The organism is Candidatus Frackibacter sp. WG13 (assembly GCF_900114655.1).
Taxonomy (GTDB): domain Bacteria; phylum Bacillota; class Halanaerobiia; order Halobacteroidales; family Acetohalobiaceae; genus Frackibacter.
The window spans coordinates 24,692-50,519 of the sequence record NZ_FOTT01000009.1; the positions used below are offsets into that span (position 1 = coordinate 24,692).

Sequence of the window (25,828 nt, forward strand, 5' to 3'; positions counted from 1 at the left end):
ATTATAAATAAATCTATAACCCCTCTTTAGCCCTAGCTATTTCTGTAGAACTATTAACTTTAAAGTCAGTTATTATTCTCTTGCCCCCTTCTACCTTAAATTTAGCTGTTATATACTGTCCCAATGCTTTTTTTAAGTCTACCTCACTTATATATTCTTCTACATTGCCGTCTATCCCTTTAATTTTAGCCTTATATTTCTTAACTGCCATTGCTTTACCAAAGACATTACCTCTATCCACCATTCCTACCACCTTCTTGTAAAATATTATATTTTTTATTATACACTAACTTGAGTCATTTTGCAAACAAATGTTCCCAGATTCACAAGGTCTAATAAAAGTAAAAAACCATCGAAAGTGTAAGTTTACACTTTCGATGGTTAGAGATTGTTATTCTAGAACTTATCAAACATTACCTTTTCTGCTGGCATTCCGTGATCAACTAAGATGCGCTCTGCTGCATCGAGCATGACCGGTGGTCCACAGAGATATGATTCTGCATTCTCCAGTGACCCTTCCCTTTCATCTAATACATCAGTAACAAATCCGAAAGGCCCATCCCAGTTCTCTTTATCATCAGGAGTAGGGTCAGAAAGTGCAGGTATATACTCAAAGTTATCATACTTCTCTTCAAGTTCTGCAAATCTATCTTCATAGTAAAGCTCATCTGAATTTCTGGCACCAAAGTAATATCTTGTCGGTCGAGGCATTCCTAATTCATCTAAACGTTCAAGGATCCCTCTCATCGGTGCCATTCCAGCACCTCCTCCGATCAAGATAATCTCTCTATCGGATTCTTCATCGAGATAGAAGTGACCGTAAGGCCCAGTGAACTTAACAGTATCCCCTTCCTCTAGAGCAAAGTGAATCCAACTAGTACAAAGGCCACCAGGTACTAATTTGATTGTAAACTGTAAAGCATTCTCGTCTCTAGCCATACTTGGTGGTGAAGCTATAGAGTAAGCTCGGAATACTTCAAAACCAGGAATCAGAAGCTGTGCATACTGCCCAGCTTTAAATTCAATTTCTGTTGGTTCTATCATTTTTAATCTAACATGCTTAACTGTAGGAGTTACATCCTTTAATACCTCTACTTCAGCAGTATATTCCTGTACGTCAAGTAATTCTTGAGCAACTTCAATCTTCATATCCTCACTAACTTTAACCTGACAAGCTAGCCTTACTCCTCTTTCTTCTTCTTCTGGACTGATGAAAGCCTCTTCGGTAGGAAGCATCTCGCCTCCACCTTCCTTCACTTCAACCTTACAGTGACCACAAGCTGCTTTTCCACCACAAGCGGCTGGAATATGAATCTCATTATCTGATAAGATATTTAAGAGATTACCAGAACCAGCAACTGGAATATATTCTTCATCATTAACAGTAATCATCATCTGTTCCTGACTAGTAAGAAGATAATCAGCAATAGCCAGTACAGCTGCAACTCCAACGAAAATCGATGCTAATACATAAATTGGTTGTAGATTCATTTAGACATTCACCATCCCCCCGAAGCCCATAAAACCAAGGGCTAAAATACCAAGAATCACCATTACAATACCAGGTCCTTTCAGACCTTTTGGTATATCTCCAACTAATTCAAGCTTCTCTCTTATAGCAGCAACAATAGCAATTGCTACTAACCAACCCATTGATGAACCAAATGCAAAAACAAGTGTTGTTCCAAATGTATAGTTACGTAAAACCATAAATAAGGATACAGAAAGTACAACACAGTTTACCGTAATAAGCGGTAAGAAGATTCCAAAAGCTCTATATAGAGCTGGAAGGAACTTCTCTAAAATCATCTCTAAAAGCTGTACACTTGCTCCTATTGTTACAATAAATATAACATACGTTAAAATTGTACTATTCGTAGGTATCAAAATCAGATTATATATCGGCCAGTTAATTATAGCAGTCAGCATTACAACGAACGTTACTGACATTCCCATACCAACAGCCGTATTAAGGTTCTTTGATACCCCAATCATCGGACACATCCCAAGAATATAAGTCAATGCAATATTATGAGATGTAATCGTTGCTATAAAAATACTCAGAGATTCAGGCATATTACTTCTCCTCCATATATTTTAGTAATTTGACCATTAATTTTAAAACCATCCAAAGAAACTACTTTATGCTGCTTCTGATAATAAATCCTCAGAAGTCTCAAGAGTAGCTCGACTATTCTTTGTATCGCCTTCCTCTTCTTCAAATATCTGACGTTCACGAACAGCCCAGGTTAATACTGCTAACAAGAAGAAACCACCTGGTGCCATAGCCATTACTACCCATTTTGTAAATCCTTCTCCAACAACACTAACGCCCATTAACGTTCCAAAGGCAAGTACCTCTCTTATTACAGAGATTATAATTAAAACGATAGTATAACCCATACCATGAGCAAAACCATCCATTATCGAAAACTTAGCTGGATTCTTAGTAGCAAAGGCTTCCGCTCGTCCCATGATTAAACAGTTAGTTATAATCAAGGCAACGTAAGGACCTAAAGCCCGACTGATACTTGGATAAAAAGCTTTAAAGAACTGGTCTACTACAACTACAAATGCTGAAATCAAAATTACATAGGTAACTATTCTGACACGATTTGGAATATACTTTTTAATCAATGAGGTAAGAACTGATGAAACCATTACAACAAAAGTAACCGCTAACCCCATAGCAATTCCATTTACTACTCTATTAGTTACCGCTAACGCAGAGCAGATACCTAGTGCTGATAAAAGAACCGGGTTTTCAGACCAAATTCCGTCATACATAAGCGCAAATGGCTTAGTATATTTAAACTTATAGTATAGCTTCTTTAACATCTTACTTCACCTCCAATTGCTTCAGGGCTTCATCAATATTGTTATTTAATATTTTCTGGAGAGCTTTCCCAGATAAAGTTGCCCCAGCAATTCCATCTACTTCATTAGGTTTATCAGGAGACTTACTTGCTTTAAGAACTACAAGTTTTGGTTTATAATCTAAGTTCTTAAATTGATTAAGGAACCATGCTTCTTTAATTCTTCCACCAAGTCCAGGCGTCTCTCCCTGTGACATGATAGAAACTCCTTTTAAAGTCTTCATATCAGAATTAAATGCTATAAACCCAGTAATAGGTGCCCATAACCCTTTCCCTTCAAACATAAAGGCAATATCTCCATTACTAGTCTTATAAAATTTCTGTCCACCTTTTTCTACAACTTTAATCTTTTCCTTATAAACCTGTGCCATATTATCCTTTGTATAACTGATAGCAAAGGAATCGAGAACCTTTTGCATCTTTCTAAGTTTCTGATTCTTCTGTACAATAGGCTTCGTATAAGTACTCAGCCCTACTAACATACCCGATACAACTAAACCAATAATTAACATAAAGATTACCATCTTCGCCTTATCCAACAGAATATCCTTAGTTGTAATCTCCGGTTGTTCTAAATTAGTATTAGTTTTCATTGTAAACTACCCCATCATTTCTTGGTTTGAATTTTGCGTTTAGAATAACGCTATCAATTAAAGGTGTGATTGAGTTAGCTAATAATATACTGAACATTACACCCTCAACATAACCACCAAACGTTCTAAATAGCAGGGTCAAGAGACCAGCAAAGATACCAAATATCCACATTCCACTCTTTGTGAAAGGAGAAGTTACCGGGTCAGTCGCCATAAAGAAGGCCCCAAATAATAAACCTCCTGTAAGAATCTGATACATTGGCGGTGCAACCTGCGGTAAAAACTGATTTCCAATAGCAGATAAAACAAATACCGAACCTATATAAGCCACTGGAATTCTCCAGTTTATTATCTTAGTAATAATTAAGAATATACCTCCAAGAATTATTCCAATACGGAATGTTTCTCCCATAGAACCTCCGACAGCACCAAATAAAAGTTCAGAATAGGAAGTGCTTTTAGTAAGAGCTTCTACACCTCCGGTCTTAAGAACAGCTAATGGAGTTGCTGACGTAATTGCATCCGCTGGGATTGCATAGTTAAATAATCTTCCTAATCCTTCAGTCACTGGTTTTGCCCATTTTGTACTCATAGTGACTGGAAAAGCAATCGAAAGGAATACACGACCTACGATGGCCGGGTTAAATACATTTCGCCCTGTCCCTCCAAAAACTTCCTTACCAAAGAAAACACCAAAAAACGATCCTACTGCTACCATCCAAAGTGGAATTGTTGGTGGCAAAACTAGTGGAAAAATAAGTCCAGTAACTAGAAAACCTTCATGAATATCATGTTTTCTAATCATAGCAAATAATACTTCTGTTATTACACCAGCCATATAAGAAACTAAAATAATAGATAAAGCACGCCAACCATAAAAATAAATCGCTGCAAAAGTACTCGGTAATAAAGCTAAAATTACCATAGTCATATATCTCTTAGTGTCATTCTTGTCTACAATATGTGGTGCAGACGTAGTAACCTCTTCAGGCCCGAAAAAGATATTATCTACTGCTTCAATTGCGGGCTTGAAGGCGCTTAATGATTCATTATTCTTTAAATTATCAAAAAGACCACGAAGTCCGTTCATTCTTTATTCACCCTCCTAATTCTATCCAACTCCAAATCAGCAAGTACTATAGATTTACTTAACTGCATAACCTTTGTTCATTAAGAACTGCTTTCCTTGCTTGATGTGCTTTCCTAAAGGTCTTTTGGACGGACATACAAAAGTACATAAATTACATTCTACACAATCAAAAATACCATATCTAATTAATTCATCATCTACATTGCTCTTTGCTGTATACTGTTCAACAAGATGTGGGAATATATCGACTGGACAAGCCTGTTCACAATAGCCACAAGAAATACAAGGTCTTTCTTCTCCGTGAACATTAGTGTCACAATTACTACTTAAATTAGAGAACAGAGCTGAAAGAAAAGCATTTGAATAAGAAGCCCTCTTTGCTCCTGGACGTACGAATGCGAATACTTCACGCCCCTCACCTTCCGGTACTGCACTTAAATTATCAAATTCACGAGTGACCGGATACTTATAACTTGTAACTGCTTGGTCCGCTAATATATTACCAGAAACAATTCTGTAGTTACCATTATTTAAACATTTATTTGTAATAGCCTCTACAGGAGTCCCCACTCTCACTTTAACATGAAGGTTTTCTTTCCAACCTTCTCCAGATAATGATACTAGACGTTCTATTAATGGTTTCCCTTCTACTACAGCATCATAAGCATGCAGAATAGTCTGCATTTTAAATACAATTACACCCAGCTTTGTTGCTGAACCTCCAACTGTATATTCTTTGCCAAGAATAGTCGGAATTAATACTTTATCGCTACCCTGAGGATACTTAGGCTCAACGCTATATAACTGAACCCAGTTATTACTCCCAACTAAATTACTCAATTCTTTAATTAAATTCTGACGGTTCTTATTAATAGCTACATGCACTTTAGCTTGTGGTAATATCTTATGCAGAATTTTTAAACCATCAGCAAATTGAGATAACTTACCATCTTGTAAAAGAGCTGATAATGATAAGTTATAAGGATCAGACTCTACTCCCTTAATAATTACATGTTTTACATCATCTGTAGAGATCGACGAGCTTTGATATCTGGTCGGTATTCCTTGATTATCTAAGGAAGTAACTCCAGAATTGTAAAGCAATTCTTCAATCTTTTCGGCTGACATACTAGTCCAATCTGAACCATGCCCTTCTACTGGCTGCCAATCAGATGTGCCATCAGCTTCTATAATAATTGCTTTACTAGTAACCTCTTTTACTGTCCCATTAACACTTGCCTGTACTGGAGTAGATTCAGAGTTATCACTTTTACCAATAATCTGACCAGCCTTTACTTCTTCACCTGGCTCGACCGTTGGTTCTACTACCTGACCAAAACCCTGTTTTAATGGGATGCAAACTTGTGAAGGGATTTCTAGCTCAACGACTTTATCCTGAGGTTTACCTTCAAGATTAAATACATAGCCTCCAGAAAATGAATTATTTTTAACTTTCATGCCTATTTCACCTTATCCTTTATAATTATTTGGTCTACTCCGTTACTCTGACATTAAAAATTAACAAATGACTAACCTTCCCAACTTCCCCTTCGTTCCTAACATAAGTCTCTCTTAAGCCCCTCCTTTTATCTACCACCTCCTAAATAATAATCTGTCATTTTAATACTTTGTTCAGTTAAGAACAATCAATGACATCCTTAAGCTACTAAATATTTTTTACATTTCCACCATGTTAATATTTATACATAAATGATAAAACTCCTTCTTAATTTCATAAATTCACAACTTTTTTTCACAATTATTGATTTATCTGCCATAAGCATCCAAGTGTACGGCTGATATTTGTTCAAAAACAATCAATAATCTGATACCTATATTTACATAAACTAATAACTCAAATATCCTTTGTCTATATTTTATTACTTTTAAGGCCAGATGACAAGTGGTTATTTGAATCTCTTCTACCTTAATATGGTATTGAATTCTTATTTATTATATTACTATTTGATTACAAAAAGATCATCTTTGCAAAAATGTCAACTTCCCCCACCTAATCCAAAACAAGATTTAGATGGAGTTTCCTTGCTACATTTTAGATGAATTTCTAGAAAGATTTAAAATTAATATCATTATAAACCCAAAGAGTCTATAATAAATTAATGTTTAAAATGTCTTCTTCCTGTAAAGACCATAGCTATATCATGTTTATTTGCAGCAGCAATTACCTCTTCATCTCTAATTGAACCACCCGGTTGAATGATAGCCTTAATTCCAGTTTCAGCAGCTCTTTTAATAGCATCCTTAAACGGGAAGAATGCATCAGAAGCCACTACTGCCCCTTCTTTTCTCTCGCCAGCCTTACGACCAGCAATAATCATAGCATCAACACGACTCATCTGTCCCGCGCCAACACCTACAATCTGTTCATCTTTAGCCATTACGATCGCATTAGATTTAACATGCTTTACTACTTTCCAGCTAAATAAGAGATCCGCCATTTCTTCTTCTGTTGGTTCTCTTTCAGTTACTACCTCTAATTCCGATTCATCTAATTGAACTATATCTCTATCCTGGACTAATAGACCTCCAACTACTTTCTTCATATCTTTTTCTTTAGTATTCTGGTCTATAAATAACTCACCAGTCTTTAGCAATCGAACATCTTCCCAACGTTCTTTTAGAATTTCTAGAGCCCCTTCACTAAAATCAGGAGCAATAACTACCTCTACAAACTTTTCTGGTCCAGCTATTTCCTGGGCAGTTTCTATATCTACTTTACGATTTAAAGCAACAATACTACCAAAAGCAGAAGTGGGATCTCCAGCATAAGCCTTCTTATAGGCCTCTGCTAAACTATCTGCCCTAGCCATTCCACAAGGATTAGCATGTTTAATTACCGCTACTGCTGGTTTATCTGAAAACTCTTTAACCAATTCTAGAGCACCATTAGTATCATTAATATTATTAAAAGATAAGTCCTTGCCATGTAATTGTTCAGCCGTAGTAATTGACGGTTCTGTAGTCTCTGCCTCTTCATAAAAAGCAGCATTTTGATGGGGGTTTTCTCCATATCTTAAGTCACTTACCTTTTCATAGCGGTCTCTAACTACTGCTGGTAATTCTGAGCTTCCATTCACAAATTTAGATAAATAATTTTGGATTAAATGATCATATTCAGCAGTATGCTTAAATGCTTTATAAGCTAATTCTAATTTTGTTTTTACTTCCAGATTTAATTCATTCTCTTTTAATTCATTTAAAATCCTATTATAATCTTTAGGATTAACTATTACTCCTACATCATTATGATTCTTAGCTGCTGACCTAATCATAGTTGGGCCACCAATATCTATATTCTCAATAGCATCTCCAAAGGTTGCATCTTCTTGAGCAATCGTTTCAGCAAATGGATAAAGATTGACTACAATTAAATCTATCGGCTTAATTCCCTGCTCTTTAATCTCCTCCATATGCTCATCATTCTCTCTAACTGCCAAAATCCCACCATGAACCGCTGGGTGAAGAGTCTTTACTCTCCCATCCATCATTTCTGGATAGTCTGTAACTTGAGAAATATTGATTACTTCAATACCTGCTTCTCTTAACTTTCTCCCTGTTCCACCAGTAGAAATGATTTTAACTCCTAACTCACTTAATCCTTGAGCAAATTCTACAACCCCTGTTTTATCAGAAACACTGATTAGTGCATATCTTACCTTCGACATCTTATCACTCCTTCGCTACTTTTATAAAATCTCCACTTTTCTTCCTTCTACCTTTAGTCTTTCATCTGCAAAAAGCTGAATAGCCTTTGGATAAATCCGATGTTCTACTGCCAAAATTCGTTTAGAAAGACTAGTTACTGTATCATCTTCTAAAACTGGTACTGCTTCCTGTAAAATAATCGGTCCAGTATCCATACCTTCATAAGCAAAGTGAACCGTACAACCAGTTACTTTGACACCATATTTAAAAGCTTGGCGCTGAGCATCTACCCCTGGAAAAGCTGGTAATAAAGAAGGATGAATATTCATTAACCGATTGCGATAATAATCAACGAAATATGAACTTAAAATCGTCATAAAACCAGCCATAACTACTAGTTCTACTCCATTTTCTTCTAATACCTTTATCATTTCTTCCTCATATTCTTGTTTGATGTTAAAATTATCTTCTTCTATGCAGATACTTTTTATTCCATGATTTTCTGCTCTATCCAAAGCTTTAGCTTCAGGATTATCACTAATTATAATCCCAATCTCTGCTTTCAATCTGCCATCTTCAATACTATTAATGATAGACTGTAGGTTAGTTCCCCTTCCTGATACTAAAACCCCAATAGTTAATCTCTTACCAACATTATTGCACCTCATTTCTCTTATGTATCTAAATTCAAAGTAACCGATTGATCTCCCTTTTTAATCTCACCGATTATATAGGCTTCTTCGCCTATTGCTTTTAATTTGTCCAAAATTCCTTCTACATCAGATTCATCAACTACAACAGCCATACCGATCCCCATATTAAAGGTTCTATACATCTCTTTAAGTGGTATTTCTCCTTCATTCTGAATTAAATCAAAGATTACTGGTGTAGGCCAAACTTGTGAATCAATCATTGCTTCCATTTTATTTGGTAAGATTCGAGGTACGTTCTCTATTAAACCTCCACCTGTAATATGGGCAACACCTTTCAGTTGAAAATCTTTCATTAGCTCTAATATAGGTTTAACATAAATTTTAGTTGGTTTCAATAATTCATTACCTAAGGTTCCATCTAATTCTTCTATCTCACTTTCTACATTATAGCCTGCAATATCGAATAGTACCTTTCGTGCTAACGAATAACCATTGCTATGAATTCCATTAGAAGTTAAACCAATTATCTTATCTCCAGGGGAGATTTCTTTACCAGTAATTAAATCTCCTTTATCAACTATCCCCACAGCAAAACCAGCTAAATCATATTCATCCTGATTATAAAAACCAGGCATTTCTGCCATTTCACCACCAATTAAAGCAGCACCGGCCTCTTTGCAACCTTGGCTAATACCATGTACTATTTCTTCTGCCTTCTCTGGAATCAAATTATCAATAGCCAAATAATCTAAGAAGAACAAAGGACGAGCTCCCTGTACTACAATATCATTAACCGACATCGCCACTAAATCTATGCCAATAGTATAGTGTTTATCCATCATAAAAGCAACTTTTAATTTAGTTCCTACCCCATCTGTTCCAGCGACTAAGATAGGTTCTTCATAATCATCAAAGTTTGGAGCAAATAAGGCACCAAAACTGCCTAAACCAGTCAAAACTTCAGGTCCAAAAGTAGATTTAACATCATCATTAATCTTATCTACAGCTGCTTCTCCAGCATCAATATCAACACCAGCATCTTTATATGATAGTCCCATTTTGCTACCTCCTTTTACTCCAATGCAAACTTTCCAGTACCAACTTGCACATGGTAGTTCCCATCAAAACATGATGTGCAAAAACCATAATTATCAGCATTAATTGAGTTCAATAGCCCTTCTTGTGTCAAGTAATGCAATGAATCAGCACCAATATGCTCACAGATTTCATCAATACTCTTTTGAGCAGCTATTAGCTCTTGTCGTCTAGAAGTATCTAGCCCATAATAACATGGATCAGTTACTGGGGGAGAGGAGATAGCCATATGCACTTCTTTAGCTCCTACCTCTTTGACCATTCTAATAATCTGTTTGCTAGTAGTCCCTCTAACGATCGAATCATCAATTAACAGTACTTTCTTCCCTTCGATAATCTCTTTAACCGGATTTAACTTGATTCTAACTTTCAAATCTCTAATCTCTTGTGTAGGCTGAATAAAAGTACGACCTACATATCTATTCCTTAAAATCCCTTTTTCGTACGGAACTCCTGACTCTTCAGCATAACCAAGGGCTGCCGAAATCCCCGAACTAGGCACTGGCACTACTAAATCAACCTCTTGATCTATCTCCCTTGCTAACTGTCTACCCATAGCCCTTCTGGCTAAATGTACATTCTGACCACCAATTATACTATCTGGACGAGCAAAATATATAAATTCAAAGACACAGAAAGTATGAGGCTTCGGCTCACTATAATTTAAGCTTCTAATTCCGTCTTCATTAATAACTATTATTTCTCCTGGCTCTACATCTCTTATCAGTTCAGCACCTATAATATCAAAAGCACAAGTTTCCGAAGCAACAACGTACTTCTCACCTAATTTTCCAATCGATAACGGTCTAAAGCCATGAGGATCTCTAGCAGCTATTAGACTCTCTTCTGTCATAGCTACTATACTAAAAGCCCCTTTTAATTGCTGCAAACTATGAATGAAGGCTTCAATAATATCATCCTTAAATGAACGAGCAACTAAATGAGCAATTACTTCCGTATCAAGAGTAGAATGGAATATGGAACCTTGATTTTCTAAATTCACCTTCATCTCTGCACTGTTAACAAGATTACCATTATGAGCTAAAGCTAAATCTCCTTTACTACAGTTAACTAATATTGGTTGAGCATTGGCTAATAGGCTTGAGCCTGTTGTTGAATAACGAACATGACCGATAGCCATCTCACCTGTCAACTCTAATAACTTCTCTTCATCAAATACATTAGTAACCAATCCCATATCCTTATGAAGCTTAAACTCACCTTGTTGGTTAACACAGATCCCAGCACTTTCCTGACCTCTATGCTGAAGAGCATGAAGCCCTAGATAAGCTAGATTGCTGACTTCACACCCTCCTTTTGGAGAATAAATACCTAAAACTCCACACTCTTCTTCCATCTTATCATTTATCCTTCTATTTTGGAGCGAATACTCTCTTTCCATCTCTTTTTCATCTCCCCAATCTTCATGTTAACCAAATCATTAATGATCAACTTATCTCCATTAACTCTTCCTAACTTAGTAACAGAAACTTCATTTTCTGTTGCTTGATTTTTTACCTTTTCTACATCTTCCTTAGCAACAGAAATAACGATTCTACTTTGGGATTCAGAGAATAATAAACTACTAGGAGCCATATCACTATTGATTTCAACTTCAGCACCTAAACCTCCTGCAATAGAACTTTCTGCTAAAGTTACTGCTAAACCACCATCCGCACAATCATGAGCTGATTTAACTATTCCTTCTTTAATTACTGTTAAACAAGTGTCTTGAACCCGCTTTTCTAGATCTAAATCTAACTCCGGAACTTTACCAGTCTCTAAATCATGTACAGTATTTAAATACTCACTACCACCAAGTTCATCTTTCGTTTCACCAAGTAATAAGATTACGTCTCCTTCATCTTTAAAATCAGACGTAGTTGCTTGATTAATATCTTCTAACAGGCCAACCATCCCAATTATCGGCGTAGGATAGATAGCTCCTGATGGACTTTCATTATAGAAGCTTACGTTTCCACCTGTTACCGGAGTACCTAAACTCAAACAAGCTTCACTAATACCGTCAATACACTTTTCAAACTGCCAGAAGATCTCTGGTTTCATCGGATTACCAAAGTTTAAACCATCAGTAATTGCTACCGGTTCAGCACCCGAACAGACAATATTACGAGCAGCTTCTGCTACAGCAATAGCCCCACCTGTTTCTGGGTCAAGATAACAGTAACGACCGTTACAATCCGTTGTCATAGCTAATCCTTTTTCTTTTCCTTTAACTCGTAATACTGCAGCATCAGATCCAGGTAATACTACTGTATTTGTTCTTACCATATGATCATACTGTTCATAAACCCATTCTTTACTAGCAATATTAGGAGACTGTAACACTTCTAACAATGCTTCATTATAATCTTCTGGCTCTGAAAGACTACTTAAATCATAGCTCTGTACTTCATCTAAATAACTTGGACGTTCTGATTCTCGATCATACTCTGGAGCATCATCGGCTAATGAACGAGCCGGCACTTCGGCAGCTACCTCTCCTTCATCTAAGATTCTAAGCATTCCATCATCGGTTACTTTACCAACAACCGCTGCGTTTAACCCCCACTTTTCAAAGATTTCTTCTACTAATTCCTCTTTCCCTTTCTTGGGCACAACTAACATTCTCTCTTGCGACTCTGATAACATTACTTCATAAGAGTTCATTCCTGTTTCTCGCTTAGGAACTAAATCAATATCTAACTCAATACCTGCTCCACCACGGCTGGCCATCTCACAAGAGGAACCGGTTAAGCCAGCAGCTCCCATATCCTGAATACCTACTAAAGCACCAGTCTTAATTAATTCTAAACATGCTTCTAATAATAATTTCTCCATAAATGGATCTCCGACCTGTACCGCTGGACGATCTTCTTCTGAATCCTCTGTTAATTCATCAGAAGCAAAACTAGCTCCTTGAATCCCATCTCGTCCAGTAGTGGCGCCTACTACCATTACCGGATTACCTACTCCTTTAGCAGTTCCGGTCGAAATATCTTCATGATCCATAATTCCTACACACATCGCATTAACTAATGGATTCTCTTGATAGCTTTCAGAAAAATAGACCTCTCCACCGACAGTTGGGATTCCAATACAGTTACCGTAACCTGAAATACCTTCTACTACACCCTCAAGTAAGAATTGTACTCGCTCATTATTTAAGTCACCAAACCGTAAAGAATCTAAACATGCTATCGGTCTAGCACCCATAGTAAAGATATCACGAATAATTCCTCCAACACCAGTAGCTGCACCCTGATATGGTTCAATAGCCGAAGGATGATTATGACTTTCTATTTTAAAAGAAACCGCTTGTTCATCACCTATATCAATAATACCTGCATTTTCACCAGGTCCTTGTAACACTCTTGCCCCTTCTGTTGGCAAATTTCTTAAAACCTTCTTAGAATTTTTATAACTACAATGTTCTGACCACATAACTCCATACATTCCTAATTCTGTTTTATTAGGCTTTCTACCTAAAATATCAACAATCATTTTGTATTCTGCTTCTGTTAGCCCTTCATTCTCCCAAGGTTTATTAGCCACACTGCTCACTCCCTTTAGTTACATACTCTAGAATTGAAGCGAAAATTTTATATCCATCCTCAGTTCCATTTCCTAAAATCGATTCAGAACATCTCTCTGGGTGAGGCATTAGTCCAAATACATTCTTCTCTTTATTGCAAATCCCAGCAATATTCATAACAGAACCGTTAGGATTCTCTGCTTCATCTTCATACCTAACTACGATCTGATCGTTAGCAATTAAATCTTCTAAGCCATCTTCATCAATATGATAATTACCTTCTCCATGAGCAACCGGCACTTGAAGAATTTCTCCTTTATTACACTGATTAGTAAAAGGCGTTTCAGCATTAACAACTTCTAAATTAACATACTTACAAACAAACTTTAGATTATCATTAATCTTCATTGCCCCTGGTAAGAGACCTGCTTCTAACAAAATTTGAAATCCATTACAGATTCCGATTACTAAACCACCATTCTTAGCAAAATCTATCACTGAATTCATAATTGGCGAAAACCTAGCGATTGCTCCTGTTCGCAGATAGTCTCCATAAGAGAAACCACCCGGTAAGATTACACAATCATATTCTGATAAATCTTGTGCGTCTTTATGCCATAACATATCAGTAGGTTGTCCTAATACTTCCTGAGCTACATGATAACAATCCTGGTCACAGTTAGAGCCAGGGAAAGTTATAACTGCAAACTTCATACTATCCCTCCATCTCTTCAACTTGAAAAGTATAGTCCTCAATTACCGGGTTAGCTAGTAGTCTTTCACACATTTCCTCAATCTGTGATTCTACCTCTGCTTTTGATTCTACATCTTCAACTACTAACTCCATATGCTTACCTACATTAACATCTGATACGTTTTTATAACCTAGAGCATCTAACCCACTCTCCACTGCTTGTCCCTGCGGGTCTAAAATACTCTTCTTCAACATTGTTTTAATTTCCACTTTCCAATTCATTTTATCCCTTCCTCCGTTTTATCAATTTTGATATGCGAAACCACACACTAAAAGATCATCTTTTGCAAATTTGTAATGTGCTCGATACGAATTTTTACTTCTAATAATATTCATTACTCCTTAACCTCAACCTTAGCCTCAACCTTAATCCTACGACTTCAACCTATTTAATATCTCTTTGTAAGCTCCTTCTACTTCACCTAAATCTCTTCTAAATCTGTCTTTATCCAACTTCTTCTTAGTCTCACTATCCCAGAACCGACAAGTATCAGGCGATATTTCATCTCCTAGATATACTTTACCATCTACACCTTTTCCAAACTCTAATTTGAAATCAACTAAATCAATCCCTTTATCAGCTAAGAAGTCTACTAATATTTCATTGATCTTAAAAGCTAACTCTTTAATAGTCTCTAATTCATCAGCGGTAGCTAATTCTTCAGCATAGATATGATACTCATTAATCATCGGATCTCCTAAATCATCATCTTTATAATAAAACTCTAAAACCGGCTTCTTTAATTCAGTTCCTTCTTCTAATCCTAATCTTTTAGCCAAACTACCAGCGGCTATATTTCTCATTACAACCTCTACTAAAATAATATCTAACTTCTTAACTAATATATCTATCTCATTTAACTGTTCTATAAAATGAGTAGGGATGTCATTCTCCTCTAATAATTCGAAAAAGATAGTAGATATTTCAGCATTAAACTTGCCTTTTTCAGCAATCTGACCTTTCTTTTCACCATTGAAAGCTGTTGCATCATCCTTATACTCTACAATAACCTTGTCATCTTCCTCAGTTTCATAGATTCTTTTCGCTTTACCTTCATAAAGTTCCTCTAACTTCTCCATTATTATACCTCCAAATTTCTAAATTTCTAACTCATTCTTCCAATAGTTAACTACTTTTTCTGTCTTCTCTACGGCAATTCCAATATATTCTTCAGGGTTAATCAATAGCTTCTCCTGTTTCTGATTTAATTTATCCCAATAAAGTTTTAACTCATCTTTTTCTTGAATTAATTCCCGTAAGGTTTGTCCTGACTCTTGGGACTCTAAAGTTAATCTCCTTACTGCTTCGTGAGCATCAGGATGTCCTAAAGAAGCTAATAAAATATATAGAGGTTCAGCTACTATCATCTCTTTACTTTGGTCAAAGTTACTTTTCATATTTTCTTGATCTACAACTAACTTCTTACAAGTCCTAATCAGACGGTTAACTGCTGATAAAAAACCAACAATTATTTCCGGAATGAATCTGCTTGAGGCTGAATTAGTTAGATCTCGTTGATGTTCAGATAATTGATCTTGATAGATAGTAACCATCCGTGGCATAAATTCTTTCCACATACTCTTGACATTTTCATAGTTGATAGGATTTCTTTTGTGAGGCATTGTTGAAGAACCAACTTGATCTTTATCGAAGTACTCACCTACTTCACCAATCTCTGATCTCTGTAAGTGACGCATATCATCACTAAAGCTAGCAATCACCCCAAAACAAGAGACTAAAGAATGTACAAAGTCAGTTAGGTATTCTGGCTCTACTATTTGAGTAGAGTAATTTCCTGCTTTCAAATCTAATTCGGCTAATACATTAGCTTCAAACTCTTCTGGGTCATCAAAAAATAAATGACTAGCATTATAAGCACCTACTGCCCCAGAAATCTTGCCTTTTAGCTGCTGTGTAGTCTCATCTATAGCTTTAATTCGATTCCCTAAGCGATCAACATATTCAGCAACTGCAAATCCAAAAGTAACCGGTACTGCATGTTGCCCATGGGTTCTACCAGTCTGAATCGTTTCTTTCTCTCTCAATGCAATCTCCATTAATACTTTCTCTAATTCTTTTAATGTAGGTAAGATCAATTCCTCTGAACACTTTTTGTAACGTAATGAATTAGCAGTGTCTACTATATCAAAGGATGTAGTAGTAAAATGTACATAAGGCTTAGCCTCCTCACTCACCTTCCTTTGAATGCAGTTTACCAATGCACGAATATTATGTTTTGTCTTTCTTTCTTCTTTATAAACTTCTTCAGGATTTATTCCTTCGGCAGCTTTTTTTACTTCTTGAGCTACTTCCATTGAACAGATACCTGCTTTGGCTAATGCCTTAACTAATGCTACTTCTACTTCTGCTTGGCATTTAACCTTTGCCTCTTCTGATAAGTACTGAGAATATTTTTGGAATTCATCTTCACGTAAAGAATAACGATGATCCAAAGGACTAATATTTGCAAAAATATTACGAGTCACCATTCATCTTATCCTCCTCTAATTAATCTCTTTACCTCAGGAACTAACTGATAACCGATCTCTCTACCTTTTTTTAAAAGGTAAGGAATCTTATCAGTATCAGTCAAACTAATATGCGACACCTGCGGCTTAATTACTAAATCAGCGTAACTCTCTGTCTTTAAGTTTGAAATTTCTTGTCCCATAATATCAAAAGATTGCAACACCATATCTATAGGGTTCATAATTGAATTATCGTCTTGAAGCGAAAAACCTAAATCAATCGCAATCTTTATATCTACACCTAATTCATCTAGAATATCTGCTGGGACATTATCCTTTACTCCTCCATCTACTAATAATCTTTCATTAATTTCACAAGGTTCAAATAGACCAGGGATTGAAATAGTTGCTCTAATTGCTTTAGCCACCTGCTTATCAGTAACAAAAATATAATCTTTTAAGTTCTGCAAAGCAGGCACTAATCTTTCATTAACAAATACTATTAACTCTCCAGTCTCAACATCAGTAGCAGTAATAGCTACTGGAATTTCTGTTTGATTAAAAAATTTACCTTCTGTATCTTCTACTAAAAACTCTTCAATATCATTGCCAGAAATCAAACCTCTCGGCATCCTCTTAGAAGTAGCACCTAATTTTGAAAGTAAAAGGCTGATCAAAATCCTTATTATTCTATTGAACTCTATACTTAAATCAAAATATTTACCTTCTTTAAAATTCAAGGCCAACCTCTCTAACTCTCGGGGGTCATGCCCAACACTATATAATCCAGCAATCAATCCTCCTATACTACTTCCAGCAATAACATCAATTGGAACCCTATGGCGATGAAAAACATCTAAAATACCAATATGAATAACCCCGGTTAATCCACCACCGCCAAGAGCTATACCAACTAATGCCTGAGTTGATTCTTCTCTTTCTAACATCGGCATTCACGCTCCTTTAACACATTATACTTTCATAATATTAACCGATCCTAGAAAGAGTGAAAAAAGTTATGATTGGTTTTCTAAATAATCTTTATAACCTAGTTCCTCTAATTCTGATGCTGTTTCCTTAACTGTTTCTGCCATATCTATTTTATACTCTTTAAAACTTTCTCTAATCTTTGCATCTGCTACTCCTAAAATCTGTATAGCCAATAATCCTGCATTCTTAGCCCCATTAATACCAACTGTAGCCACTGGAACTCCTCCTGGCATCTGAACAATAGAATATAATGAGTCTACTCCACTTAACTTCGAAGTCTTAATCGGCACCCCAATAACCGGTAGTGAAGTATGAGAAGCTGTCATCCCTGGTAGGTGAGCTGCTCCTCCTGCACCAGCAATAATTACTTCAATCCCTCTTTCTTCTGCTTTTTCTGCATATGCAGAAACTCGATCAGGTGTTCTATGAGCAGAAACGACCGTAATTTCATAAGGAATACCAAATTCCTCTAAAATTTTAGCTGCATCCTTCATAACTGGTAAATCAGAATCACTACCCATAATAATTCCAATTTTAGGTTTCATAAATTAAATCCCCCCACTTTTTATTAGTTTACAGTTGACAGTGAAGCCCAGAAAAAAGTTTCCGAACTAAAAGCAGAGTCTATCGTAAACCTTGACCTGAACCTAAGATAAACTTTTGACTTTAAACTTGGTTTTAACTATCAACTGTCAACTATTATCTCCCTGTTACTTTAACTAAGCTACTTGCTTCTAATGCCATTTGAGTTGCTTCCTCTACTGTATCTGCTGTGACTGTTAAATGTCCCATCTTTCTGCCGGGCTTTGATACTTTCTTTCCATAAACATGCAGTTTAAGATTAGGAAATTGTAATACTTCTTTTGTTCCAACTACACATGCTTCACCTTTATTTTCTTCTTGCCCAAGAATATTTCTCATTACCGCTGGATTTACTAAATCTGCACTTCCTAAAGGAAGCTCTGCAATAGCTCGGATATGATTTTCAAATTGAGAAGTGACACAGCCTTCTATAGAATAATGGCCTGAGTTATGAGGCCGTGGAGCTATTTCATTAATTAACACTTTACCATCTTTCGTTACAAACATTTCAATACAGAAAATACCAACACCTGCAAAAACGTTCATAACCTTTTGTCCTAGTTCCAAAGCTTTATCTTTAATAGTAGTAGAAATATCAGCCGGCACCTTAGTCTCAATTAGAATACTTTCTTCGTGATTATTCTCACCTATAGGATAAGTAATTATTTCTCCTTCAGTGCTTCGACACGCTAAAACTGAAATTTCTTTAGTGAAAGGCACGAATTCTTCTACCATTAATAAATTATCTCCTGCTCCTAAGGCTTGATAAGATTCTCCAATCTGATCTTCATCTTTTATTAGTGCATTACCTTTACCGTCATAACCACCTGTGCAGCTTTTTAACATTATAGGATAATTAAATTTAGCCGCTGCTTCTTTAATATCTTCTATTGTAGATACTCTTATAAAATCTGGAACAGGAATACCCTCTGCCTTTAATAATTGTTTCTGATTATATTTATTTTGAATTATTTCTAAACTTTTAGGAGTTGGATATATACTATAACCTTCTGTCTCTAACTCTTTTAAGATATCTACTCTAATATGCTCAAACTCATAAGTTACAACATCTGATTTTTCGGCTAACTCTCTGATAGCATCTCGATCATCAAATTCAGCCACAATATGTTCATCAGTAATACTATCTGCTGGACAATGGACAGTAGGGTCTAGAATAACAACCTCAAAATCCATCTTCTTAGCTTCTAAGATCATCATCTTACCTAATTGACCACCGCCGATGATACCTATTCTTTGATCGGTATAATCCACTGATCCTCCTCCTTCATAATCATTATTTATAATTCAGCGCTTTATCCCCAATATCACTACGATAATGGACATCAGCAAAATCTATCTTTTCTACAGCTTGATAAGCTCTTTTAATTGTGTCTTTGTATCCCTTTCCTAAAGCTGTGACACCTAAAACCCTACCCCCAGCAGTTACTAATTTATTATCTTTATACTCAGTTCCAGCTTGGAAGACAACAGTATCCTTATTATCATTTGCTTCATTGATTCCCTTAATTTCTTTACCAGTTTCATAATCTATTGGATATCCTCCTGAGGCCATAACTACACATACTGCTGTTTTGTCTGACCATTCTATATTGAATTCTGCTAATTCCTCTTCGATGATCGCTTCAGCTATTTCTACTAAATCAGTCTCTAAAAGTGGTAAGACAACCTGAGCCTCTGGATCTCCGAAACGCACGTTATACTCTAAGACTTTAGCTTCTCCATCTTCAATCATCAAGCCACTATATAAAATGCCTTTAAACTTAATCCCTTCCTCTTTTAACGCCTCAATAGTTGGAACTAATATCTCCTCGTATGCTTTATGTAAAATTTCATCAGTAGCTACTGGTGCTGGCGCATAAGCACCCATTCCTCCAGTATTTGGCCCTTCATCATTATCATAAACTTGTTTATGATCTTGGGATGGCAACATTGGGATAATTGTTTCTCCATCAGTAAAAGCTAACAAAGTTGCTTCTTCTCCGGTTAAGTATTCTTCAATAACTACTCGCTCTCCAGCTTCCCCAAACTTCTGATTAACCATAATAGTCTTTATAGCCTCAATTGCTTCCTCTTCGGTTTCAGCAACAACTACCCCTTTCCCAGCTGCTAAACCTTCTGCTTTAACTACAATAGGCGCTCCTTCTTCTTTAACATAACCAATTGCTTCATCTTCATCAGTAAAAACTTCATACTTAGCAGTGGGAATATTGTATTTTTTCATTAAATTCTTAGAAAAGACCTTACTACCTTCCAGCTGTGCAGCATCTTGATTAGGACCGAAGACCTTCAATCCAGCCTCTTCAAAAGAATCTACAATTCCAGCCACTAAAGGAGCCTCAGGACCAACAAATGTTAAATCAATCCCTTCTTTTTGAGCAAATTGGAGTAACTCTTCTAAATTAGTGTCTGATATATCTACATTTTCAGCAACTTCTGCTGTTCCTGCATTACCAGGTGCTACAAAAATTTCATCTACCTTTGTACTCTGACTTAATTTCCAGGCTAAAGTATCTTCACGACCACCACTGCCAATTACTAATACCTTCATTAAATCTCTCCCCTTAAACTTATTTATGATTAGAACACAAAAAGGTTATATTGAGCAAATCATAAATTTTTCGTTCACCATCTTGGTGAATAGGAGGTAAAAATGAGGCCGAACCACAGGAAGTGGTGAGCTAATCACAGCACAGGACGTGCTATTGATTAGGAAGCCTTATTTTTACCGGATATGAACCTTAGATGGTTCGAAAAATTTATTCTATCGCGAAAGATGACCTTTTTGTGGTTAAACCATTTATTTAAAATATAAAAAAACCCAGGCAGGCAGATTCCACTGTCAACTAAGAGCAGAACCTCCCCGCCTGGGCTTTTATCCCTTCGGTGTCATCAACTGTACCGCTCGGACCAAACCATTGTCATCTAACAACGTGGAACCCTAGGTACACTTCCCCCATAGTCAGGTAGTTTACGGCCACCTGGTAGAAACTTGTGAGCCTTATTCTCACGATTATATGAGGTTATTATTCGGATATAATTCTTCTACACGTTTATAATAACAAAAAAATCTTTTTTCGTCAATATATATCTAGAATATATCCGAACTTTTTTTAATAAAATAAATTTAATATTCACTTTTATATGAATATTATTAGAAAAATTTTAATTATAATAAAATAAGACCGCTTAAGTATTAAAAAACTACAATACCTAAACGGTCAAATTATTACTATCTATCACATATTTAACCTACAAATTTCTTTAAAATCATAGTCTGTGCTCTTTTCGGACCTACTGATAAAATAGAAACTTCAGCTCCTACTAATTCAGATATTCTATCTAAATACTTCTTAGCATTCTCTGGTAATTCATCATACTCTTTCATCTGAGAAGTATCTTCTTCCCAACCAGCAAACTCTTCATAAATAGGTTCACATTCAGCCAGAACCTTTTGGTCAGTTGGAAATTCTTTTAATACTTCGTCCTTATATTTATAACCTGTACATAGTTTAATTGTATCTAAGCCATCTAATACATCCAGTTTAGTAACCGCTATGCTAGTTAAGCCATTGACTCTTTGTGCATATTTAACTATTGTGGCATCAAACCAACCACATCGTCTAGGTCTTCCTGTAGTTGTACCAAATTCTCCACCTTTATCTCTAATAAGGTCTCCCATTTTACCTGTTAATTCAGTTGGGAAAGGACCTGCTCCTACTCTAGTTGTATAAGCCTTAGCAATTCCAATTACACTATCAATCTTAGTAGGCCCAACTCCTGTACCGGTACAGACACCACCAGCAGTTGGATTCGAAGAAGTTACAAAAGGATAAGTACCATGGTCAATATCTAATAAAGTTCCTTGTGCACCTTCAAAAAGCACATTATCCTGCTGTTCAATAGCCTGATTAATTAGATAAGATGTGTCAGTTATAAATTTTTCTAATTCCTTACCATACTCCATATATTCTGCTACTAATTCATCAATACCAAATCTTTCACCGTCATAAACTTTTTCTAATATCTGATTCTTTAACTCTAAATTAGCCGTTAATTTCTCTTTGAGAACCTCTTCATCTAATAAGTCTGCCATCCTAATCCCAGATCGTGCAATCTTATCTTTGTATACCGGTCCAATTCCTTTACCAGTAGTTCCAATCTTATCATTTCCTTTTCTTTTCTCTTCTAATTGGTCTAAAGCTCGGTGATAAGGCATAATTACATGGGCATTAGAACTAATATAGAAATCTTTAACTTCTACTTCTTTATCAGCCAAATACTCTAACTCTTCTAATAAGACTTTAGGATCAACAACAACCCCATTCGCTATTACACAAGTAGTATCTTCATATAATATCCCTGATGGAACCAAATGTAACCTAAGCTCTTTCTCACCAACAACTACTGTATGACCAGCATTATTCCCTCCTTGATACCGTACTACAACATCTGCCTTTCGAGAGATCATATCAGTAATCTTTCCTTTACCTTCATCTCCCCACTGTGATCCTACCACAACTACAGTTGCCATTAGTAAAACCTCCATTTGTTCTCTTTAGATTTATTACTTGCTCAATATTAATCTTTTTATATTTTAAGCACTTATCTATTCTAAACCTAGTCTAGTAAAGACTTGGTCAATATTTCTTAGGTGATAATCATAGTCAAATATTCTTCCAATCTCTTCCTTGCTTAAATACTTTAAAATATCCTCATCAGCCAAAAGATAATCTTTAAATGGCCTATCATCCTGCCAAGCCTTTAAGGCATTACGCTGTACTAATTCATAAGCATCGTCTCTTAATAGCCCTTTATCAACTAACCTTAACATAGCTTTCTGCGAAAAGATTAATCCATTAGTCTTCTCTAAATTTCTGAGCATATTTCCTTCTAACACACTTAATTTCTCAACAACATCTTTAAATTTAGTTAACATATAATCTATTAAGATACTACTATCCGGAAAGATAATTCGCTCAACAGAAGAATGAGTTAAATCACGCTCATGCCATAGAGGTTGATTCTCTAAGGCAGCAACATTATTAGACCTAACTACTCGCGCTAAACCTGAAATACGCTCACAAGTAATTGGATTCTTCTTATGTGGCATAGCCGAAGAACCTTTTTGGCCTTTTTTAAATGCCTCTTCCACTTCCAAAATATCTGTCCGCTGTAAATTCCTAATTTCAGTCGCAAATCTATCTAATGAACCAGCAATAATTGCTAAAGTAGATATGTATTCTGCATGACGATCTCTCTGTAAAATTTGCGAAGAAATCGGTGCTGGTTTTAAGTTAAGTAACTGACAGGTCTTTGCTTCTACTTCTGGACTAATATTAGCAAAAGTTCCAACAGCACCAGAAATTTTGCCATAACTGATATCCTCTTTAGCTTCTTTAAATCTCTTAATATTCCTCTGCATTTCTGCATACCAATTGGCCAATTTAAAACCAAACGTAACTGGTTCAGCATGAATACCATGAGTCCTTCCAATCATTACTTGATTTTTATATTTAATGGCTTTTTTACCTATTGCCTCGGTTACTTCTTCTAAATCTTCTAAGATTATTTCGGCTGCTTCTTTTAATTGTAAGGACCTAGCTGTATCTTTAATATCAGATGAAGTCAATCCTAAATGAATATACTTTGATTCTTCACCTAAACTTTCAGCTACTGCTGTTAAAAAAGCTAAAATATCATGTCTAGTCTCTTTCTCAATCTCTTTAATCCTATCAACAGTAAAAGTAGCATTAGCTTTAATCTCCGCTACTGCTTCCTTAGGAATCTCATCTAACTCTGCTAGGGATTCACAGACAGCTACTTCTATCTTCAACCAGTTATCAAATTTATTCTCTTCACTCCAAATCTGCTGCATCTTAGGTAATGTATACCTTTCAATCATTAAAGTTAGCCTCCTATGTAAAAGTTAATCACAATCATTCAACCAAAACACACTAATAATAATAGCAAAATAACTACCTAATGTCAAGATATAGTCGAATTTAATTGAGGTATAATAAAATAATATTCGTTTATTTTATTAATTTAGCATATTAAAGTAATAAAACAAATAAATATAATTTAGCCCTAGCCTTAAGTAATCTTAATTACTTAGACTCTGACTAAATTATATTTTAACCAATTCATATATTACTTATAATTTATTGAGCTTCTCTTCTCGCTAAATCTACAAACTTTGTATACTCTTTCTGGAAAGCAAGTTCTACTTTACCTACCGGTCCATTTCTTTGCTTACCAATAATAATTTCAGTAATTCCTGCTTTTTCTGAGTCTGGATTATAATAATCATCACGATAAATAAATGCTACCACGTCAGCATCCTGTTCAATACTACCACTCGATCTTAAATCACTTAATTGAGGACGCTTATCATTTCGCTGTTCTACAGCTCGACTCAGCTGTGATAAAGAAACTACAGGAACATCTAATTCTCTAGCTAAACCTTTAAGAGAACGAGAAATTTTCGAAACTTCTTGTTGTCTACTCTCACTATTACTACTACCTTGCATTAACTGTAAGTAATCGATTAAGATCAGATCTAGTCCGTGTTCCGCCTTAATTCTTCTTGCTTTAGCCCGCATCTCCATTACTGTAATCCCAGGAGTATCATCGATAAAGACTTTGGATTCACTCAATTTTCCAGCAGCATCAGTTAACTTATTCCAATCTCTCTCATTTAAGTAACCTGTTCGTAAACGATGGTTATCTACCTGAGCCTCACAACATAACATCCGCTGAACTAATTGCTGCTTTGACATCTCCAATGAAAAGATAGCTACTGATACATCTTTTTCAACAGCAGCATATTGGGCTATATTTAAGGCCAAAGCAGTCTTTCCCATACTAGGACGAGCAGCAATAATTATCAAATCAGAATCCTGAAAACCAGAAGTCATCTTATCTAAATCTGTAAATCCAGTCGGAACTCCTGTAACCCCACCTTTATTATCGTAAAGTTTTTCTAAATCATCAAAGGTATCCATTAATACATCTCGTATACCAGAAAAATCCTGTATAGCTCGTTTTTGTGAAATATTAAAGATGGACCTTTCAGCTTCATCTAAAATCTCATCTAGCTCTTTATCCGCTGAATAGCCTAATTTAGAAATTTCCGCCGATGATCTAATTAACTTTCTTAGAATAGACTTTTCTTCTACTATCTTCGCATAATAAGTGACATTTGCCGATGTTGGCACACTATTAGCTAATGATGTAAGGTAGGCTATACCTCCTATATCATCTAAAGCATCACGATCCCGCAATTCTTCACTAACAGTTACTAAATCTACTGGCTCTCCTTTATCGAATAAAACATTAATTACTTGAAAGATAGTAGAGTGAGCTTCACGATAAAAATCATCTGGTTTTAAGATTTCTATTACTTTAGCTATTGCGTCGCGATCTATTAACATTGAACCCAAAGTAGATCGTTCAGCATCTATACTTTGAGGTGGGACCTTATCAGTTAAATTATTTTTCATTC

Annotated in this window: 23 protein-coding genes and 1 riboswitch; all 23 genes read right to left on the bottom strand. The window is 35.8% G+C overall.

All coding sequences use genetic code 11. From position 1 onward, the window contains the following. Positions 1–13: 13 nt before the first annotated feature. The gene (locus tag BM077_RS06255; protein ID WP_089748906.1) at positions 14–241 is read right to left on the bottom strand and encodes a hypothetical protein; all 228 of its coding nucleotides are present in this window, start codon (positions 239–241) and stop codon (positions 14–16) included. Positions 242–396: 155 nt separating this feature from the next. Continuing rightward, on the bottom strand, positions 397–1,491 hold the full coding sequence (locus tag BM077_RS06260; protein ID WP_089748905.1) for an NADH:ubiquinone reductase (Na(+)-transporting) subunit F: 1,095 nt from the start codon (positions 1,489–1,491) through the stop codon (positions 397–399). Continuing rightward, the gene (locus tag BM077_RS06265) at positions 1,492–2,076 is read right to left on the bottom strand and encodes an Rnf-Nqr domain containing protein (RefSeq protein ID WP_089748904.1); all 585 of its coding nucleotides are present in this window, start codon (positions 2,074–2,076) and stop codon (positions 1,492–1,494) included. Positions 2,077–2,142: 66 nt separating this feature from the next. After that, on the bottom strand, positions 2,143–2,838 hold the full coding sequence (gene rsxE, locus BM077_RS06270) for an electron transport complex subunit RsxE (protein WP_090003485.1): 696 nt from the start codon (positions 2,836–2,838) through the stop codon (positions 2,143–2,145). Between the two features lies 1 nt (position 2,839). After that, positions 2,840–3,469, bottom strand: a complete 630-nt coding sequence (locus BM077_RS06275; protein ID WP_089748902.1) for an FMN-binding protein — start codon at positions 3,467–3,469, stop codon at positions 2,840–2,842. Continuing rightward, the gene (locus BM077_RS06280; protein ID WP_090095179.1) at positions 3,459–4,559 is read right to left on the bottom strand and encodes an RnfABCDGE type electron transport complex subunit D; all 1,101 of its coding nucleotides are present in this window, start codon (positions 4,557–4,559) and stop codon (positions 3,459–3,461) included. Before BM077_RS06280 ends, BM077_RS06275 begins: the two co-directional genes overlap by 11 nt. A 54-nt stretch (positions 4,560–4,613) precedes the next feature. Continuing rightward, positions 4,614–6,017: a 4Fe-4S dicluster domain-containing protein gene (locus BM077_RS06285; protein ID WP_089748900.1), complete on the bottom strand. Its 1,404-nt coding sequence runs from the start codon at positions 6,015–6,017 to the stop codon at positions 4,614–4,616. 659 nt (positions 6,018–6,676) lie between these two features. After that, a complete protein-coding gene (purH, locus tag BM077_RS06290) occupies positions 6,677–8,245 on the bottom strand; it encodes a bifunctional phosphoribosylaminoimidazolecarboxamide formyltransferase/IMP cyclohydrolase (RefSeq protein WP_089748899.1) in 1,569 nt (522 codons plus the stop codon). Between the two features lie 21 nt (positions 8,246–8,266). After that, the gene (gene purN / locus BM077_RS06295; protein WP_089748898.1) at positions 8,267–8,893 is read right to left on the bottom strand and encodes a phosphoribosylglycinamide formyltransferase; all 627 of its coding nucleotides are present in this window, start codon (positions 8,891–8,893) and stop codon (positions 8,267–8,269) included. Positions 8,894–8,898: 5 nt separating this feature from the next. Next, on the bottom strand, positions 8,899–9,936 hold the full coding sequence (gene purM / locus BM077_RS06300; RefSeq protein WP_089748897.1) for a phosphoribosylformylglycinamidine cyclo-ligase: 1,038 nt from the start codon (positions 9,934–9,936) through the stop codon (positions 8,899–8,901). 14 nt (positions 9,937–9,950) lie between these two features. Next, the gene (purF, locus tag BM077_RS06305; protein WP_089748896.1) at positions 9,951–11,375 is read right to left on the bottom strand and encodes an amidophosphoribosyltransferase; all 1,425 of its coding nucleotides are present in this window, start codon (positions 11,373–11,375) and stop codon (positions 9,951–9,953) included. Next, the gene (purL, locus tag BM077_RS06310) at positions 11,339–13,528 is read right to left on the bottom strand and encodes a phosphoribosylformylglycinamidine synthase subunit PurL (RefSeq protein WP_255361582.1); all 2,190 of its coding nucleotides are present in this window, start codon (positions 13,526–13,528) and stop codon (positions 11,339–11,341) included. Before purL ends, purF begins: the two co-directional genes overlap by 37 nt. After that, a complete protein-coding gene (gene purQ, locus BM077_RS06315) occupies positions 13,521–14,222 on the bottom strand; it encodes a phosphoribosylformylglycinamidine synthase subunit PurQ (protein ID WP_089748895.1) in 702 nt (233 codons plus the stop codon). Before purQ ends, purL begins: the two co-directional genes overlap by 8 nt. 1 nt (position 14,223) lies before the next feature. Next, a complete protein-coding gene (purS, locus tag BM077_RS06320) occupies positions 14,224–14,484 on the bottom strand; it encodes a phosphoribosylformylglycinamidine synthase subunit PurS (RefSeq protein WP_089748894.1) in 261 nt (86 codons plus the stop codon). Between the two features lie 150 nt (positions 14,485–14,634). After that, positions 14,635–15,342 (bottom strand): phosphoribosylaminoimidazolesuccinocarboxamide synthase, encoded by a 708-nt coding sequence (gene purC / locus BM077_RS06325; RefSeq protein ID WP_089748893.1) that lies wholly within the window; start codon positions 15,340–15,342, stop codon positions 14,635–14,637. A gap of 18 nt (positions 15,343–15,360) precedes the next feature. Further along, positions 15,361–16,752 carry an adenylosuccinate lyase gene (gene purB, locus BM077_RS06330; protein ID WP_089748892.1) on the bottom strand — a complete coding sequence of 464 codons (1,392 nt, stop codon included), beginning with the start codon at positions 16,750–16,752 and terminating at the stop codon, positions 15,361–15,363. Between the two features lie 5 nt (positions 16,753–16,757). Further along, on the bottom strand, positions 16,758–17,678 hold the full coding sequence (locus BM077_RS06335; RefSeq protein ID WP_177188343.1) for a patatin-like phospholipase family protein: 921 nt from the start codon (positions 17,676–17,678) through the stop codon (positions 16,758–16,760). A gap of 69 nt (positions 17,679–17,747) precedes the next feature. Beyond that, complete coding sequence (gene purE, locus BM077_RS06340; protein WP_089748890.1) at positions 17,748–18,266, bottom strand: 5-(carboxyamino)imidazole ribonucleotide mutase; 519 nt, start codon at positions 18,264–18,266, stop codon at positions 17,748–17,750. 154 nt (positions 18,267–18,420) lie between these two features. Continuing rightward, entirely contained in the window at positions 18,421–19,575 is a 1,155-nt protein-coding gene (locus tag BM077_RS06345) for a 5-(carboxyamino)imidazole ribonucleotide synthase (protein WP_089748889.1), read from the bottom strand. A gap of 22 nt (positions 19,576–19,597) precedes the next feature. Beyond that, positions 19,598–20,872 (bottom strand): phosphoribosylamine--glycine ligase, encoded by a 1,275-nt coding sequence (gene purD, locus BM077_RS06350; protein WP_089748888.1) that lies wholly within the window; start codon positions 20,870–20,872, stop codon positions 19,598–19,600. Between the two features lie 388 nt (positions 20,873–21,260). Continuing rightward, positions 21,261–21,362: riboswitch (purine riboswitch) on the bottom strand. A 206-nt stretch (positions 21,363–21,568) separates the two neighbouring features. Then, a complete protein-coding gene (locus BM077_RS06355) occupies positions 21,569–22,855 on the bottom strand; it encodes an adenylosuccinate synthase (RefSeq protein ID WP_089748887.1) in 1,287 nt (428 codons plus the stop codon). Positions 22,856–22,930: 75 nt separating this feature from the next. Beyond that, complete coding sequence (purB, locus tag BM077_RS06360) at positions 22,931–24,226, bottom strand: adenylosuccinate lyase (RefSeq protein WP_089748886.1); 1,296 nt, start codon at positions 24,224–24,226, stop codon at positions 22,931–22,933. Positions 24,227–24,485: 259 nt separating this feature from the next. Continuing rightward, a complete protein-coding gene (gene dnaB / locus BM077_RS06365) occupies positions 24,486–25,826 on the bottom strand; it encodes a replicative DNA helicase (RefSeq protein ID WP_089748885.1) in 1,341 nt (446 codons plus the stop codon). Positions 25,827–25,828: the final 2 nt, after the last annotated feature.